This window comes from Thalassospira sp. B30-1, assembly GCF_015767575.1.
GTDB lineage: Bacteria > Pseudomonadota > Alphaproteobacteria > Rhodospirillales > Thalassospiraceae > Thalassospira > Thalassospira xiamenensis.
On the sequence record NZ_CP065232.1, the window covers coordinates 3,921,822 to 3,936,393 of the forward strand.

Here is a 14,572-nt window from a genome sequence, read left to right on the forward strand (position 1 = left end):
GTTCCTTTTGATCTGGCTTGGCCTTGTCATACTTGCCGCGTTTGGCGGGCTTGCAATCTATGCCAGCCTGCCGCGTCGGCCTGCGGGGGTGGATAACCACAATACACCCGATGCCCGCCGCGCCTTTGGCCCGATGGCGCGGATCGGCTTTTCAACCCTGCCCGTGATTGCCGCAGTTATTTTGTATAGCGCGATCGGCATGCCACAAATTCCGTCGCGTCCCTATTCCGAACGGGCGGGCGAACGCAATCTTGCCGCCGCTGCGGCCGCGGCAAACGATGTGACCGATCCAGACTTTCAGACCGATCAGCAAATCCGCCGGCTGCTCAGCCAGATCGTCCTGTCGCTCGAAGCCAATCCCCGCAATTTGCAGGGCTGGGTCGTTCTGGCGCGTGGGTCATTGCGTCTGGGCGATATCGAGCGGGCGGTTGCCGCCTTTGCGCGTGCCTATGCGCTTTCCGGTCATAATCCGTTACTCGCTATCGAATATGCCGATACACGCATTACCGCCCAACAAGGCCAGATTGACAAGGTGTCACGCGATCTGATCCTGCATGCGCTTGGCCAGATGCCAAACCATCAGCTCAGCCGCTATTACTATGGCATGATGCTCAAACAGCAGGACAAGTATCAGCAGGCCCTGAATGTCTTTACCGATCTCTACCGTGACATTCCAAAGGACGACCCGCTCAGCGGTGCGACCGAGGCGGAAATACAATTGCTGAACGCAGAAATCGCCGACGCAACACAGGCCGAACCGAACTAAAGCGTTTTGTGCCCTTCGCTATTGCGTAATCAGGGGACAACCGGTTTTGGTTGCCAGTTCCGGATCACATTTCGGATCGGTACAGATCATGTCGAACTGCTCCAGCTTGGCAAAAAGCATCGGCTTGATGACATTGAACTTTGTTGAATCGACAACAAGGATCTTGTTGGCCGCGGTCTCAAGAACCGCCTGTTTGATATCAACCTCATGGGGGTTGGAACAACTGACACCCCGGCTGATATTGACCCCGCCCGCCGACATGAAGGCGGTATTGATATTCAGGTTCAGAATGGCATTCACGCTGTTGCTATCGGCAAAGGATGCCGAAGACGCGTGATACATCCCGCCCAGCATGATGACCCGAAGGCCCGGCTTTTTGCACAGGATTTCGGCAACATTGATCGAATAGCAGATCGCCGTGATATCCCGATTTTCTGGTAACGCATTGGCGAGATAGGGAATGGTCGTCCCGCAATCAAGAAATATGGTATCGCCCGGTTTGACATAACGCGCGGCAATCTGACAGGCTGTGCGTTTGAGATCGGTATGCGAACCGCGTTCACGGTCCAAGATGTATCCAAGGCCACCGGCTGCTGGCGACTTGAGCGTGATGTACCCCCCCATATATGTGAAAATATTTTCACAATTGGCGACATCACGGCGGACCGTCATTTCCGAAACGCCCAGCAGATCGGCGGCATCCTTCAACCGAATGACATTGCTGACCTCCAGATTGCGGGTCAGGGCTTCTATCCGGTCCTGCGATTTGATCGACATTCAGACTCCGTTCACTGCCGATATACTGGCTGACAGGCCACAGACACACCTGAAATGATGTCGATAGCCACTCAGCACAACCATAAATTTCATCCTAAAACCCCTGATTATAGCGAGACGGGCAGCAACTCAATCAAGTTCTGTTCTGATATGTTTTTGGCTTGACCGGATGTTAACCCGATGACAGGATCATTTCAATAAATGTTAAAAATTTAACAAAACGGCGATAGCAACCCGTTATCGTCGAGGGAAACGTTACATGTCGAATGCTCCACTTCCCGCCGTTGCAGGCGATCTTGCCGCTTATATTGATCACACCCTTCTGGCGGCCGATGCCACCCCCGATCAGATTGTCTCGCTGTGCGCCGATGCGCGAAAACACGCTTTCAAGGCGGTCTGTGTCAATCCGATCTATATCCCGCTGGTCGTGCGCGAACTGGCCGATACCAATGTTCTGGCATGCTCGGTGGTGTGTTTCCCGTTCGGGGCCGATCCGGTTTCCGCCAAGGTTTCCGAAACCCGCTGGGTGGTTGAACAGGGTGCCCGCGAAGTCGATATGGTCATAGCACTTGGCCTGCTCAAGGCTGGCGATACCGATGCCGTTCGCGCCGATATTGCCGCGGTAAAAGAAGCCTGTGGCGATGCCACCCTCAAGGTCATCATCGAAACAGCCCTGCTCACCGACGAACAGAAAGTCCTTGCCTGCGAACTGTCCAGACAGGCCGGTGCTGATTTCGTCAAAACCTCGACCGGTTTCGCCGGCGGTGGTGCCACTGCCGAAGACATCGCCCTGATGCGCAAAACCGTTGGCCCGGATATCGGGGTCAAGGCGTCGGGTGGGGTTCGCACCACCGAAGACGCATTCAAGATGATTGCAGCCGGGGCATCACGCATCGGTGCCAGCGCCAGCATTAAGATTATCGGTCAGTAAACGGTGCCGGTGGCCGCATCCCGGCCACCGGAAAATTGCTGTTTTCGGAACGAACCGCATGAAAAGCCTTGGCTTTCATGCCAATAAGACGCAGAAAACTGCCAGCTAAAAAAACGATTTCAATTTGGAGGTAACAATGAACAAGCTTCTTTCATCGCTTGTCGTCGCCGGTTCCCTGCTTGCAGGTGCGGCCCATGCAGACGAAGCGGTCAAAACGCCGGACATCATTTCGAAATTCACATCCGAAACCACCGGCAAGGAATATTCCATCGCCACCGTGGTCAAGGTTGACGGTATCGCATGGTTTGACCGTATGCGCGAAGGTGTCGAACAGTTCGGCGCAGACACCGGTCACGATACCTGGATGGTCGGACCGAGTGCCGCGGACGCTGCCGCACAGGTGCAGCTGATTGAAAACCTGATCGCACAGGGCGTTGATGCCATCAACATCGTGCCGTTCTCGGTCGAAGCCGTCGAACCGGTTCTGAAAAAGGCCCGTGACCGCGGTATCATCGTGATCGCCCACGAAGCATCAAACCTGAAAAACGCCGACTACATCCTCGAAGCGTTTGATAACAAGGCATATGGCGCGAAGCTGATGGAAGTCCTCGGGACCTCCATGGGTGGCAAGGGCAAATATGCCGCCACCGTCGGCAGCCTGACCTCCAAATCCCAGAATGAATGGATCGACGGTGCCGTCGAATACCAGAAAGAACATTTCCCGGACATGGAACTGGCGACCGAGCGTCTCGAAACCTATGACGACGCCAACACCGACTACACCAAACTCAAAGAAACCCTGACCACCTACCCGGACCTTCAGGGTATCGTTGGCGGCCCGATGCCGACCTCGGCAGGTGCCGGTCGTCTGATCGCCGAACGCGGTCTTCAGGGTAAACTGCACTTCGCAGGGACCGGTCTGGTGTCGGTTGCCGGTGAATATCTGGCAAATGGCGACATCGAATACATCCAGTTCTGGGATCCGGCGGTTGCTGGCTATGCCATGAACATGCTGGCCATTATGGCGCTCGACGGCAAAGGCGACCAGATCAAGGCTGGTCTCGACCTTGGCCTTCCGGGTTACACCAATCTCAGCACCCCGGAAGGCAGCAATGCCAACCTGGTTTATGGCCAGGGCTGGGTCGGTGTGACCAAGGAAAACATGGACAAGTATAACTTCTGATTTCATCCTTTGGTGAAGGCGTCCATTAAGGACGCCTTCATTTTATTATGAGATCAGGCCCTTTGTTTCACGTTGACGGGCTTGTCATGTCTGAAAATTTCATTGAATTGCGAAACGTCCGGAAAGAATTTGCCGGCGTTGTTGCGCTTAAGGATCTTTCGCTGACGATCCGAAAAGGCGAAATCCACTGTCTTGCCGGTGAAAACGGTTCGGGCAAATCGACCCTGATCAAGATCATGTCCGGTGTATATCAGCCAAATGCCGGCGAGATTTACATTGATGGCAACAAGGTTGAAAGCCTGTCTCCCATGGCATCCATCGAACATGGGGTGCAGGTGATCTATCAGGACTTCTCCCTGTTCGGGAACCTGACCGTGGCCGAAAACCTTGCCATGAATGTGCAGCTTCGCGAACAGCGTCAGGTTCTGAACTGGCGCAAGGTCCGCGAGATTGCCAAGGAAGCGGTCAAACGTCTCGGGGTTGATCTTGACCTTGATACCGATGTCGAAAAACTGTCCACGGCGGGCAAACAGCTTGTCGCGATTGCCCGTGCGCTGATGTCAGATGCCCGTCTGATCATCATGGACGAACCGACAACCGCCCTGACCGGCAAGGAAATCGAAACGCTTTTTCGCATCGTCAAGGATATCCAGTCGCGCGGGATTGCCATTTTGTTTGTCAGTCACAAAATGCGCGAAATGCTGGAAATCAGCGAACATATCACCGTCATCCGTAACGGTCAGAAAGTGGCCGACGGCCCGACCGGTGATTTTGACGAAGCCCTGATCACCCGTCACATGACCGGGTCTGATATCATTTCCGAACCCTATATCTGGGACCAGCAGAAATATGGTTCGATGCCGCCGCGCATTGAAACCAAAAACCTGACCCACGGAAACGATCTCGACAATATCAACCTCGCGATCAAACCGGGCGAGATTGTCGGTGTTTCCGGCCTGCTTGGATCGGGTCGTACCGAACTGGCCCTGTCCCTGTTTGGCATGATGCCCGGTTACAACGGCACCATTTCGATCAACGGCACGCAAACCGTGCTCGATACGCCGCAAAAGGCGATCAGGGCCGGGGTTGCCTATGTTCCCGAAGACCGTCTCAGCGAAGGACTGTTTCTAACCCAGGGCATTGATCGCAACATGCTTGCGACCAGTTACGAAAAACTGGCCCCCGGCCTGCTGATTGATCAGAACAAGGCCGAAGAATGGGTTGAAACCATGATCCGCGACATGCAGATCGCAACCCCCACCGGCAAAAAGCTGGTCAAGGAACTCTCTGGCGGCAACCAGCAACGTGTGGTGATTGCCCGCTGGCTTCTGACCAATGCCAAATTCCTGATCCTGAACGGCCCGACCGTCGGGGTGGATGTCGGATCGAAGGCGGAAATTCACCGGATCATTCGCGAACTGGCCCAAAAAGAAGGGCTGGCCGTGCTGATGATTTCCGACGACGTGCCGGAACTGGTCCATAACTGTAACCGTATTGTCCTGATGCATCGCGGAGCCTTTGTCGAGGAAATGGCATCTGCCGATACCTCCGAAGACCAGATCAGCGACAAGCTCAAGAATTTAACGTAAGGAAAAACTCGATGGCCTGGTTTCAAAAATCAGAGGTGGTCATCGCGGGCATTCTTGTGCTTGCCATGATCCTGATCGGGCTGGTCAACCCCGCCTTCTGGAGCCTGGACAACATGTTCAGTCTTCTGCGCAGCAACGTGATCATCGGCATCATGGCGCTTGGCGTTTTGCTGGTGATGATTTCCGGCGGGATTGATGTTTCGTTCCCGGCATTCGCTGTTGCCGCGATGTATCTGACCATCAAGGGCATGCTGTATTTCAATTATGACGGTGTTGTCCTGCCCTTCGTTGCCGCGGCGACCATGGGGGCGCTGTTTGGCTGTCTGAATGCGTTCTTTGTTTATAAATTCCGCATGATCCCGCTGATCGTGACCTTGGGTACGGGCAGCATGGTGCGCGGGTTCCTGCTGGGTGTTGTTGGCACCAGCATGATCAACATCAACAAAATGCCCGATGCCCTGATTGATTTCGGAAAGTCCGATATCATCAGCATGGTCAAACCCGATGGCACAACCTATGGCCTGACCGCGATGGTTGCTGTCTATGTCGTTCTGGCCGTGGCCCTGCATATTGTGCTGCGTTATACCATGATCGGCCGCGGGGTTTATGCCATGGGCGGCGATCCCGAAGCCGCCAGCCGCGTTGGCTTCAACATCCGCAAGATCACCTTCTTCATCTATTGTGTGGCCGGGGCCCTGGCCGGGTTTGCCGGCCTCCTGCACAGCGGCATGATCTGGCTTGCCAACCCGCGTGATTTCGTCGGTCTTGAACTGGACGTCATCGCGGCTGTGGTTCTGGGCGGTGCTTCCATCTTTGGGGGGCGCGGTTCCGTTCTGGGAACCATGCTGGGTGTGTTCATGCTGGTGATGGTGAAAAACAGCCTGATCATCATGAAGATCGACACGACGTGGCAGCGCGTTGTTGTCGGCGTCATCATTGTAATTGCCACCGCCATTACGGCATGGCGTGACCGCCGTGCGAATGCGTGAGGGGGCCGATATGAAACGTGAACTCGATTTCCGCAACCTTCTGAACAAGGACAACAATATCGTTCAGCTGATCGCCATGACGATCCTGATCTTTGTTGTCATGACCGCCCTTAGCCCGGATAAATTCCTGCGCTATTACAATTTTGAATCCATCACCTACACCTTCCCGGAACTCGGCCTTCTGTCGATTGCGATGATGATTGCCATGCTGACCGGCGGCATTGACCTTTCGGTGATCGGCATTGCCAACCTGTCGGGGATCTTTGCCGGGGTGATGTTCAAGAAATTCGCTACCGACGCCGGTGTTGCCGATACCGGTTTTGGCATTGTTCTGCTGGGTGGCGTTGTCGCCCTTGGCACCGGGCTTGTCGCCGGGGCTTTGAACGGTCTGTTGATTACCCGGTTAAAAATCACGCCCATTCTGGCGACCCTTGGCACCGGGCAGGTCTTTACCGGCCTTGCCATTGTCATGACCGGCGGCCCGGCAATTGTCGGCTTCCCCGAAGCCTGGGCCTTTATCGGCAATGGCAAGATCTTTGGGCTGGCAACGCCGTTTGTCCTGTTCGTGGTTCTGGCCTGCCTGATCGCCTTCATGTTGCGCCGCACGACCTTTGGCATCAATCTGATGCTGATCGGTACCAACCCGAAGGCCGCCCTGTTTGCCGGTCTGAAACGCGAAAAGATGGTCCTGCTCAGCTACATGCTGACCGGGGTGATGGCGTCCATCGCCGGAATCATTCTTTCGGGGCGTACCAATGCGGCAAAGTCGGATTACGGCACATCCTATCTGCTTCAGGCGGTTCTGATTGCGGTTCTGGGCGGCACCAACCCGGCCGGTGGCCGTGGCACGGTGCTCGGTGTGTCGATCGCGGTTGCGGCCCTGATGCTGCTGTCAAGCGGCTTCCAGATTCTGCGGTTTTCCAACCATCTGATCGATTTTATCTGGGGCGTGTTCCTTCTGCTGGTGATTGCGCTCAACGCCTATAAAAACCGTTCGCGTTAAACGAGGTGACTTCATGACTGCGTCAACCAAGGTTAACCTGCGCAAAACCTTCTTCGGCGACGCCGAACATGTCATCGCATCGCATGGTGGCATGACGGCCAGCCTGTTTCGCTATGAAACCGGCATCGAAGCAGTCCGGCTGAAAAACGAACGCGGCTATCTGGTCATTCTGCCCTTCATGGGGCAGATGATCTGGGATGCGGTGTTTGATGGCGTGGATCTGACCATGGAAAACATGTTCAGCATGCCGCGCCCGGCCAACGTCATTGTCGAAACCTATGGCTGTTTTGCGTTCCATTCGGGGCTGCTGACCAATGGCTGCCCCGGTCCGACCGATACCCATCCGCTGCATGGCGAAATGCCCTGTGCCGAAATGGACAGTGCCGCCATTGAATTTGGCCATGACGACGACGGTGCCTTTATGGCGATCAGTGGCACCCGCGAATATGTCATGGGCTTCGGGGCGCATTACATGGCGCGGCCCCGTGTGGTTCTGCGCCCGGATGCGACGCTTTTCGATATTCAGATGAATGTCGAAAACCTGTCGGGTGCGGCAATGGACCTGATGTATATGTGCCACGTCAATTTCGCGTTCTGTGATGGCGCACAAATCATCCAGCCCGCCGGTTTCACTCCCACCGACACCATCGTTCGCACCGAAGTCCCGGCCCATGTGCCGCGCAACCCGGATTACGATGCGTTTCTTGAAACGCTGGCGCAAAATCCGGCGGCGATGGAAACCCTCGACGAACCGCATCGCTATGATCCCGAACAGGTGTTTTACATCCGCAACGCCAAAACCGATGCGCATGGCAACACTGCCTGTATGATGCGCCGCGTCGAAGGCGATGCGTTTCACATTGCCTATAACACCAATGATTTTCCCAAAACGGTCCGCTGGATACTGGCCAATCAGGATCAGAAGGTCGCGGCCTTTGCCCTGCCATCCACCTGCGAACCCGAAGGCTTCAACGCCGAAAAAGCCAAGGGACATGTCATTTCCCTGCGATCTGGCGAAAGCCGGAATTTCTCGGTAAGGCTGGGCTATATGACGCAGGCCGAAAGTGACACGGCCGAACAGGCGATCCGTTCGCTGTAAATCAGGAGAATGAATATGGCAGGCAAAATTGCCATTGTCGGAAGCAACATGGTCGATCTGATCACCTATACGGATCGTATGCCGTTGCCCGGCGAAACCATCGAAGCACCACGTTTCGAAATGGGATGTGGCGGCAAGGGGGCCAATCAGGCCATCGCGGCTGCACGTCTTGGCGCCGATGTCATGATGGTCACCAAGGTCGGCGACGATATCTTTGCCGATAACACCATCCGCAATTTCGAAACATCGGGCATTGATACCCGCTTTGTCGAACGGGTACCGGGCACCTCAAGCGGCGTCGCCCCGATCTTTGTCGAACCGTCAGGCGAAAACTGCATCCTGATTGTCAAAGGGGCCAATGCACAACTGTCCCCGGCCGATGTCGACCGTGCTGCCGATGCGCTCAAGGAATGCGACCTGATTTTGATGCAGCTCGAAATTCCGCTGGAAACGGTGTATCACACCGTCGCCTTTGGTGCCGAACATGGCATTGAAACGCTGGTTAATCCGGCCCCGGCCCCGGCTGACCTCGACAGCACCAAAATCGAAAAGGCCACATTCCTCGTCCCGAACCAGACGGAACTTGCGACGATTTCGGGTATGGCCGTGAATTCATTGGCCGATGCCGAAGCCGCCGCAAGAAGCCTGATCGCACGTGGTGTCAAAACCGTAATTGTGACACTGGGCGGTGATGGCGCGCTTCTGATCAATGGGAACGATGCGGCGGTTCATATTGATCCGGTATCGGTCAAACCGGTTGATACGACCGGTGCTGGCGATGCCTTTATCGGCAGCTTTGCGCGCTACTATGCCGAAAACCGTGACGTCAAAGCCGCCCTTGAAATGGCCGTGCGGTATGCGGCTGACAGCATCACCCGTCCCGGCACGCAGAAATCATATGCAACCGTGCAGGATTTCGAAAAGTTCTGCCAATCGCTGTAATCAGGTCTGATCTTCGGACAACAAAAAAACGGGTGCAGGAGACTGCGCCCGTTTTTTATGTGGTCCGACGACACGGCACAGATTGCACCGTCCCCTAGGAACCAATCAGATACAGCACACCCAGCAAAGCCGCGACAATAAGAATGAAAGTTCCCGCGACCGCCACAAATCGCATCACCGGATGCAGTTTGGCAAGTTCCGTGGTTTCATCGCTCTGTGATTTATGGCCGCCTGCTTCGCGTTCCTTGTGAAACCGGCGAAGCGCCTCATCGCCACTCATCGGTGGCATCTGCATCCGGTCGAGAACCGTTCCCTGATCACGACGATCAGATGCCGGTTCACCATTGCGATTATTGTCTGCGGTCATCAATCCCGGTCAGCGTTCGGCGGTCAGGCCGTCATCACCAGCACCAAGGTCCTGCGACTGGTAAACCGGCCACTTCCCCGCAGCAAGACGATCAAGCGACGGGCTGTCCTGTCCCAGACGCGAACGATACATCCAAAGGTTCGCCATCACACGCTCGATAAACAGGCGCGTTTCACGCGACGGAATGCTTTCGATGAAATAAAGCGGATCTTCGTTATCCTTCAGCGCCTTCTGCCAGCGCCCCAGATTGCCGATCCCGCCATTATAAGCCGCCATCAACTGCAAGAAGCCGTTATCGACCCCGTTCTGCCCCAGAAGATGATCGACATATTTCTGACCCAGCGACAGGTTGACTTCCGGCTCGTAAAGTTCTGCACGCTTTTCACCGCGATAACGGGTATTGCCGATATAGCTTGCGGTTGCGGGCATCAGCTGCATCAAACCACGCGCCCCGGCGTGGCTCCGCGCCTCGGCATTGAAGCCGGATTCCTGACGCATCAACGCATAAATCAGCGCCCGGTCGACTTCATAACCGCCTTCCGGTGCCCATGGCGGAATCGGATAAAGCGCATTGACGATGACCTCGCCGGTTTTCTGCGCGATATAACCGCCCAGACGCATGGTCAGCGACGCAAAATTGGCACTATCGGCAAGCGCCAGGGCCGCACGGCGCAGCTTGGCATCGTCGCTGGCTGCAGCCTTGCGCAATTCCTGTTCGGCCTCTTCACGCCTGTCGATCTGGATCAGGGCAAGGGCACGACGGCCATGCGGATCCAGTTTCAGCTTGTTGGCGCGATTTTCATCAAGCGCCAGACTGTCCCAGTCAAACACGTCATCCCGGCCAAGCGACCGCAACGCCAGAAGCCCATAAAACGACCGCGGATATTCCGCGGCCATCTGCAACAATTTGTCGGCTTCAACAAAACGCCCGGCGGCCAGATCAATACGTGCGGCCCAGAACGCCCCGGCCGACCGCGTCCAGCTTGACGCATAGTCGTTCTTGGTCAGGGCCACAAAATGGTCATGCGCCTGATCCATCTTGCCCAGCCGCCACGCCGTCAGACCCGCCGTCCAATGCGCCTGCGGCAGATATTTGCCCGACCGCTTTGCGGCTTCGGCGGCATGGCGCAAAGCCAGATCGGGCTTGCCGAAATAATAATATCCCGATGCAATCGATGTTCTGGATTCGTCCTGCTCATAGGCATCAAACAAACGCTTGGTTTCCAGTGCCTCAAGAACCTCAAGCGCGCCTGTCGGCCAACCGCCGCCGATCCGCTGGCGAATGCGGCGTTTCAGAACCGAAACGCGCGAACGCTGTGCCGATGAAAGGCTTTTGGTCGATTTGTGGTAATAGGGACGGATATCTTCGTAATCATATCCGGCACCGTTGACATACCCGCCAACCGGTTTCTTCGGATAGGTGGCATTGCCACGACGTTGCAACGCCAGTTTATAGATGGTCGGCGCTTCGGGCAGATCGGCATAAAGTGCCAGCCAGTCCTTCAATTCCTTGTAGCGCGACCGATACGCCGTCGGATGCAGATAGCGCTGTGCTTGGACATGCCCCATCAGCAGGTCATCGGACAGACGCGAAATCAGGTTGTCCGCATCCTTCCAGCGGCCCTGCTCCTGCACGACAAAAATCTGTTCATAAAGTTCTGCATCACGCTTGGACAGCACAGTCGGTGTTTTGACCGAGCCCGCATCATCACTGGCCGCAGGCGCACTAAGGGCGGCCTGTTCCTTGGTCGCCTGGGCGTCGGTTACAGGCAGCGCCAATGCAATGGCACCCAGTGCGGTAATGAAAACGGTGCGCCGAAATGCCGATATGGCACGCGGCAGGCTTGTTTGTAGTGCTTCGATCAAAACCAGTCTTTCCCCTACGAGACTCCGGCAAAGCCGTGTTTGTATCCCGAAGCAGTTTCTCGTCGCAACCTGTAGAGTGCGGTGTCCCCCCGCATTTGGCAAAGATATATACCAGCAAAAGCCGGTGCCGCGAAATGATTTCTCCGAAATCAACCACTTGGCGGGGGTGGCCGCACATTGCCTGCCCGCTGCATATCGGCCATGCATCGTGCGTTTCGTAAGGTAATTTACGACAATTTCTGCGCCACGGCCCGCAAATCGCGCCACGCCATCCGTTTCTGTTCCGGTGTCCGAAGCAGATAGGCCGGATGGAACATGGCCGTCACATCGGCAACACTGGCAGCCCCTAGCGCCATTTCTTTCCACGTGCCGCGCAACCGGGTGATGCCGCGGTCTTCTTCCATCAGGGTCTTGGCCGCACTGCCGCCAAGGCAGATAACAACCTTTGGCCCGATCAGTTCAAGATGACGGCGGACAAATGGTTCGCACACCGCGATTTCGGCGGTGGTCGGCTGCCGGTTTCCCGGCGGACGCCAGGGCAGGATATTGGTGATATAGACTTCCTCGCGCGCAAAGCCGATGGATCGCAACATCGCATCAAGCAACTTGCCGCTCGGTCCGACAAAGGGTTCGCCCTGCCGGTCCTCTTCCGCCCCCGGTGCTTCACCCACCAGCACCAGCCGTGCTTCCGGGTTCCCCACGCCAAAGACGGTATTGCTGGCCGATTTCTTAAGTGCGCAGCCTTCGAACTTTTCGACCGCTTCCTTAAGATCGGCCAGATTTGTTGCCGCCGCGGCAAGGTCACGGGCCGATTGGCGGGCTTCATGTGGCGTATCGGATAACAGGAACCCTGCCCCCGGTGGCATGGGCGGCGGCGGGGTCATCGGGGTTGCACCACCGGCGGGCCGTGGCATCGCCGGGCGGGCAGCCGCGCCACCATTGGGCGGCAATGAAGCACGGCCGGGCTGGCCTGCTGCCTGTCGGCTCAGGCTTTCGGATGCCTTGAAACGGTCCAGCGGCTCGTCGGCAATCGCCTCGTCCGCGCCCATTTCAAACTGCCAGATCAATGCCTGCAGCGGGTCCAGGTTATTTACATCAAAATCTGTAATTGGTTTGCTCATCTACACAGGAACGGTGTATGTTGCGGCGCACTCTTTGGAATGGCGCATGGATTTCAATCGACTTTAACGATTTTGGATCACTTGCACCATATACAAACGTGACTCAAATCGGTACACCTATACCGATTAAACAATGAATGTGAGAAATCAGGGCTTGGGCGAGACTCTGATCGGTGAATACCGGCTTGTGACCCATACGGGCGAAAACAGTCCGAAACGGTCGGCAGCCAAAGGAGAGAGGCCATATGGAACGCGAATCCATGGAATTTGACGTGGTTGTCGTCGGTGCCGGTGTATCCGGTCTGTCGGCTGCCATTCGACTGATGCAACTCGCCCAGGAACATGAAAAAGAAATCACCGTATGTGTGGTGGAAAAAGGTTCCGAGGTCGGCGCGCATACGCTTTCGGGTGCGGTGATGGAACCGCGTTCGATGAACGAACTTTTCCCCGACTGGAAAGAACGCGGCGCACCGCTGAATGTCCCCGCTGGCAAGGACGAGTTCCTGATGCTGAGCGAAACCGGCGGTATCAAGCTCCCCACCCCACCGCAGATGCATAACAAGGGCAACTATATCGTCAGCCTCGGCAATGTCTGCCGCTGGCTTGGTGAACAGGCCGAAGCCATGGGGATCGAAGTTTATCCCGGCTTTGCCGCCGCCGAAGTCCTGTTTAACGAGGACGGTTCGGTCAAGGGGATCGCGACCGGCGATATGGGCATCCAACGCGATGGCACACCCGGCCCGAACCACGAACCGGGCATGGAACTGCATGCGAAATACACCTTCTTTGCCGAAGGCTGCCGTGGCTCGCTGTCCGAACAGCTGATCAAAAAATTCGACCTTCGCAAAAATTCCGATCCGCAAACCTATGGCATCGGGATCAAGGAACTGTGGGAAGTTGATCCCGAAGTTCACGAAGAAGGCAAAATCACCCATACCACCGGCTGGCCGCTTGATAAAAACACCTATGGCGGATCGTTCCTGTATCACCTTGATAACAATCAGGTCGTGGTCGGTTTTGTCATCGGGCTTGATTACGAAAACCCGCATCTCAGCCCGTTTGACGAATTCCAGCGGTTCAAAACCCATCCGAAAGTCCGCAAGATTTTCGAAAAGGGCCGCCGCATTTCTTACGGTGCGCGTGCGCTGAACGAAGGCGGTTTTCAATCGATCCCCGATCTGGTCTTCCCCGGTGGCTGCCTGATCGGTTGTTCGGCTGGCTTCATGAATGTCCCGAAAATCAAGGGTTCGCACACCGCGATGAAGACCGGCATGCTCGCCGCCGAGGCCGCGTTCGAGGCGCTAACTGCCGAAACGCCACCCGCCTCGATGGAAAGCTACCCGGAAAAACTTAAAAACAGCTGGGTCTATCCCGAACTGCACAAGGTCCGCAACATCCGCCCAAGCTTCGCCAAATGGGGCTTCTGGGGCGGCATGGCCTATAGTGCGGTTGATACCTATCTGTTGGGCGGCAAGGCCCCCTGGACCTTCAAGAACCATGCGGACCATACCTGCCTGAAACCGGCTACCGACATGCCGAAAATCGACTATCCGAAACCGGATGGCGTGGTCAGCTTCGACAAACTCTCGTCGGTGTTCCTGTCAAACACCAATCACGAAGAAGACCAGCCGATCCACCTGACGCTCAAGGATGCCAGCGTGCCGGTCGACGTCAACCTTGCGGTTTATGACGGGCCCGAAGCCCGCTTCTGCCCGGCTGGCGTTTACGAATTTGTCGCGGACGAGGACAAAGGCGGCAAACGCCTGCAAATCAACGCGCAGAACTGCGTGCATTGCAAGACGTGTGACATCAAGGACCCGACCCAGAACATCGTCTGGGTGGTGCCCGAAGGCGGCGGTGGCCCGAACTATCCCAATATGTAATGCTTGAAAAAGGGCCGCGTCGTGCGGCCCTTTTTCGTAATGTCGATGATCGATAT

Annotated in this window: 13 protein-coding genes; 9 read left to right on the top strand and 4 right to left on the bottom strand. The window is 56.0% G+C overall.

What is annotated here, in order from left to right:
• The first annotated feature begins 7 nt into the window (after positions 1 to 7).
• On the top strand, positions 8 to 766 hold the full coding sequence (locus IT971_RS18435; protein WP_065701809.1) for a cytochrome C biogenesis protein CcmI: 759 nt from the start codon (positions 8 to 10) through the stop codon (positions 764 to 766).
• Between the two features lie 18 nt (positions 767 to 784).
• Here IT971_RS18435 and IT971_RS18440 read toward each other — a convergent pair whose 3' ends face one another.
• Entirely contained in the window at positions 785 to 1,543 is a 759-nt protein-coding gene (locus tag IT971_RS18440; protein WP_007090231.1) for a DeoR/GlpR family DNA-binding transcription regulator, read from the bottom strand.
• A gap of 259 nt (positions 1,544 to 1,802) precedes the next feature.
• Here IT971_RS18440 and deoC point away from each other — a divergent pair, with 259 nt between their 5' ends.
• From deoC to rbsK, 7 genes are all read left to right on the top strand, one after another.
• The gene (gene deoC, locus IT971_RS18445; protein WP_037987192.1) at positions 1,803 to 2,474 is read left to right on the top strand and encodes a deoxyribose-phosphate aldolase; all 672 of its coding nucleotides are present in this window, start codon (positions 1,803 to 1,805) and stop codon (positions 2,472 to 2,474) included.
• A 136-nt stretch (positions 2,475 to 2,610) separates the two neighbouring features.
• Positions 2,611 to 3,657 (top strand): autoinducer 2 ABC transporter substrate-binding protein, encoded by a 1,047-nt coding sequence (locus IT971_RS18450; RefSeq protein ID WP_007090233.1) that lies wholly within the window; start codon positions 2,611 to 2,613, stop codon positions 3,655 to 3,657.
• An 86-nt stretch (positions 3,658 to 3,743) separates the two neighbouring features.
• Positions 3,744 to 5,246 carry a sugar ABC transporter ATP-binding protein gene (locus tag IT971_RS18455; RefSeq protein ID WP_065702147.1) on the top strand — a complete coding sequence of 501 codons (1,503 nt, stop codon included), beginning with the start codon at positions 3,744 to 3,746 and terminating at the stop codon, positions 5,244 to 5,246.
• Positions 5,247 to 5,257: 11 nt separating this feature from the next.
• Positions 5,258 to 6,235: an ABC transporter permease gene (locus IT971_RS18460; RefSeq protein WP_007090235.1), complete on the top strand. Its 978-nt coding sequence runs from the start codon at positions 5,258 to 5,260 to the stop codon at positions 6,233 to 6,235.
• Between the two features lie 10 nt (positions 6,236 to 6,245).
• The gene (locus IT971_RS18465) at positions 6,246 to 7,238 is read left to right on the top strand and encodes an ABC transporter permease (RefSeq protein WP_037987469.1); all 993 of its coding nucleotides are present in this window, start codon (positions 6,246 to 6,248) and stop codon (positions 7,236 to 7,238) included.
• A 13-nt stretch (positions 7,239 to 7,251) separates the two neighbouring features.
• Positions 7,252 to 8,337: an aldose 1-epimerase family protein gene (locus IT971_RS18470; RefSeq protein ID WP_065701810.1), complete on the top strand. Its 1,086-nt coding sequence runs from the start codon at positions 7,252 to 7,254 to the stop codon at positions 8,335 to 8,337.
• Between the two features lie 15 nt (positions 8,338 to 8,352).
• Positions 8,353 to 9,279: a ribokinase gene (rbsK, locus tag IT971_RS18475; RefSeq protein WP_007090238.1), complete on the top strand. Its 927-nt coding sequence runs from the start codon at positions 8,353 to 8,355 to the stop codon at positions 9,277 to 9,279.
• A gap of 94 nt (positions 9,280 to 9,373) precedes the next feature.
• Here rbsK and IT971_RS18480 read toward each other — a convergent pair whose 3' ends face one another.
• From IT971_RS18480 to IT971_RS18490, 3 genes are all read right to left on the bottom strand, one after another.
• Positions 9,374 to 9,646: a hypothetical protein gene (locus IT971_RS18480; RefSeq protein ID WP_007090239.1), complete on the bottom strand. Its 273-nt coding sequence runs from the start codon at positions 9,644 to 9,646 to the stop codon at positions 9,374 to 9,376.
• 9 nt (positions 9,647 to 9,655) lie between these two features.
• Positions 9,656 to 11,512 carry a lytic transglycosylase domain-containing protein gene (locus IT971_RS18485; RefSeq protein ID WP_065701811.1) on the bottom strand — a complete coding sequence of 619 codons (1,857 nt, stop codon included), beginning with the start codon at positions 11,510 to 11,512 and terminating at the stop codon, positions 9,656 to 9,658.
• 227 nt (positions 11,513 to 11,739) lie between these two features.
• The gene (locus IT971_RS18490; protein ID WP_065701812.1) at positions 11,740 to 12,633 is read right to left on the bottom strand and encodes a uracil-DNA glycosylase family protein; all 894 of its coding nucleotides are present in this window, start codon (positions 12,631 to 12,633) and stop codon (positions 11,740 to 11,742) included.
• 245 nt (positions 12,634 to 12,878) lie between these two features.
• Between IT971_RS18490 and IT971_RS18495 the strand changes: the two genes are divergently transcribed.
• Positions 12,879 to 14,516: an electron transfer flavoprotein-ubiquinone oxidoreductase gene (locus tag IT971_RS18495; RefSeq protein WP_065701813.1), complete on the top strand. Its 1,638-nt coding sequence runs from the start codon at positions 12,879 to 12,881 to the stop codon at positions 14,514 to 14,516.
• Positions 14,517 to 14,572 lie beyond the last annotated feature (56 nt).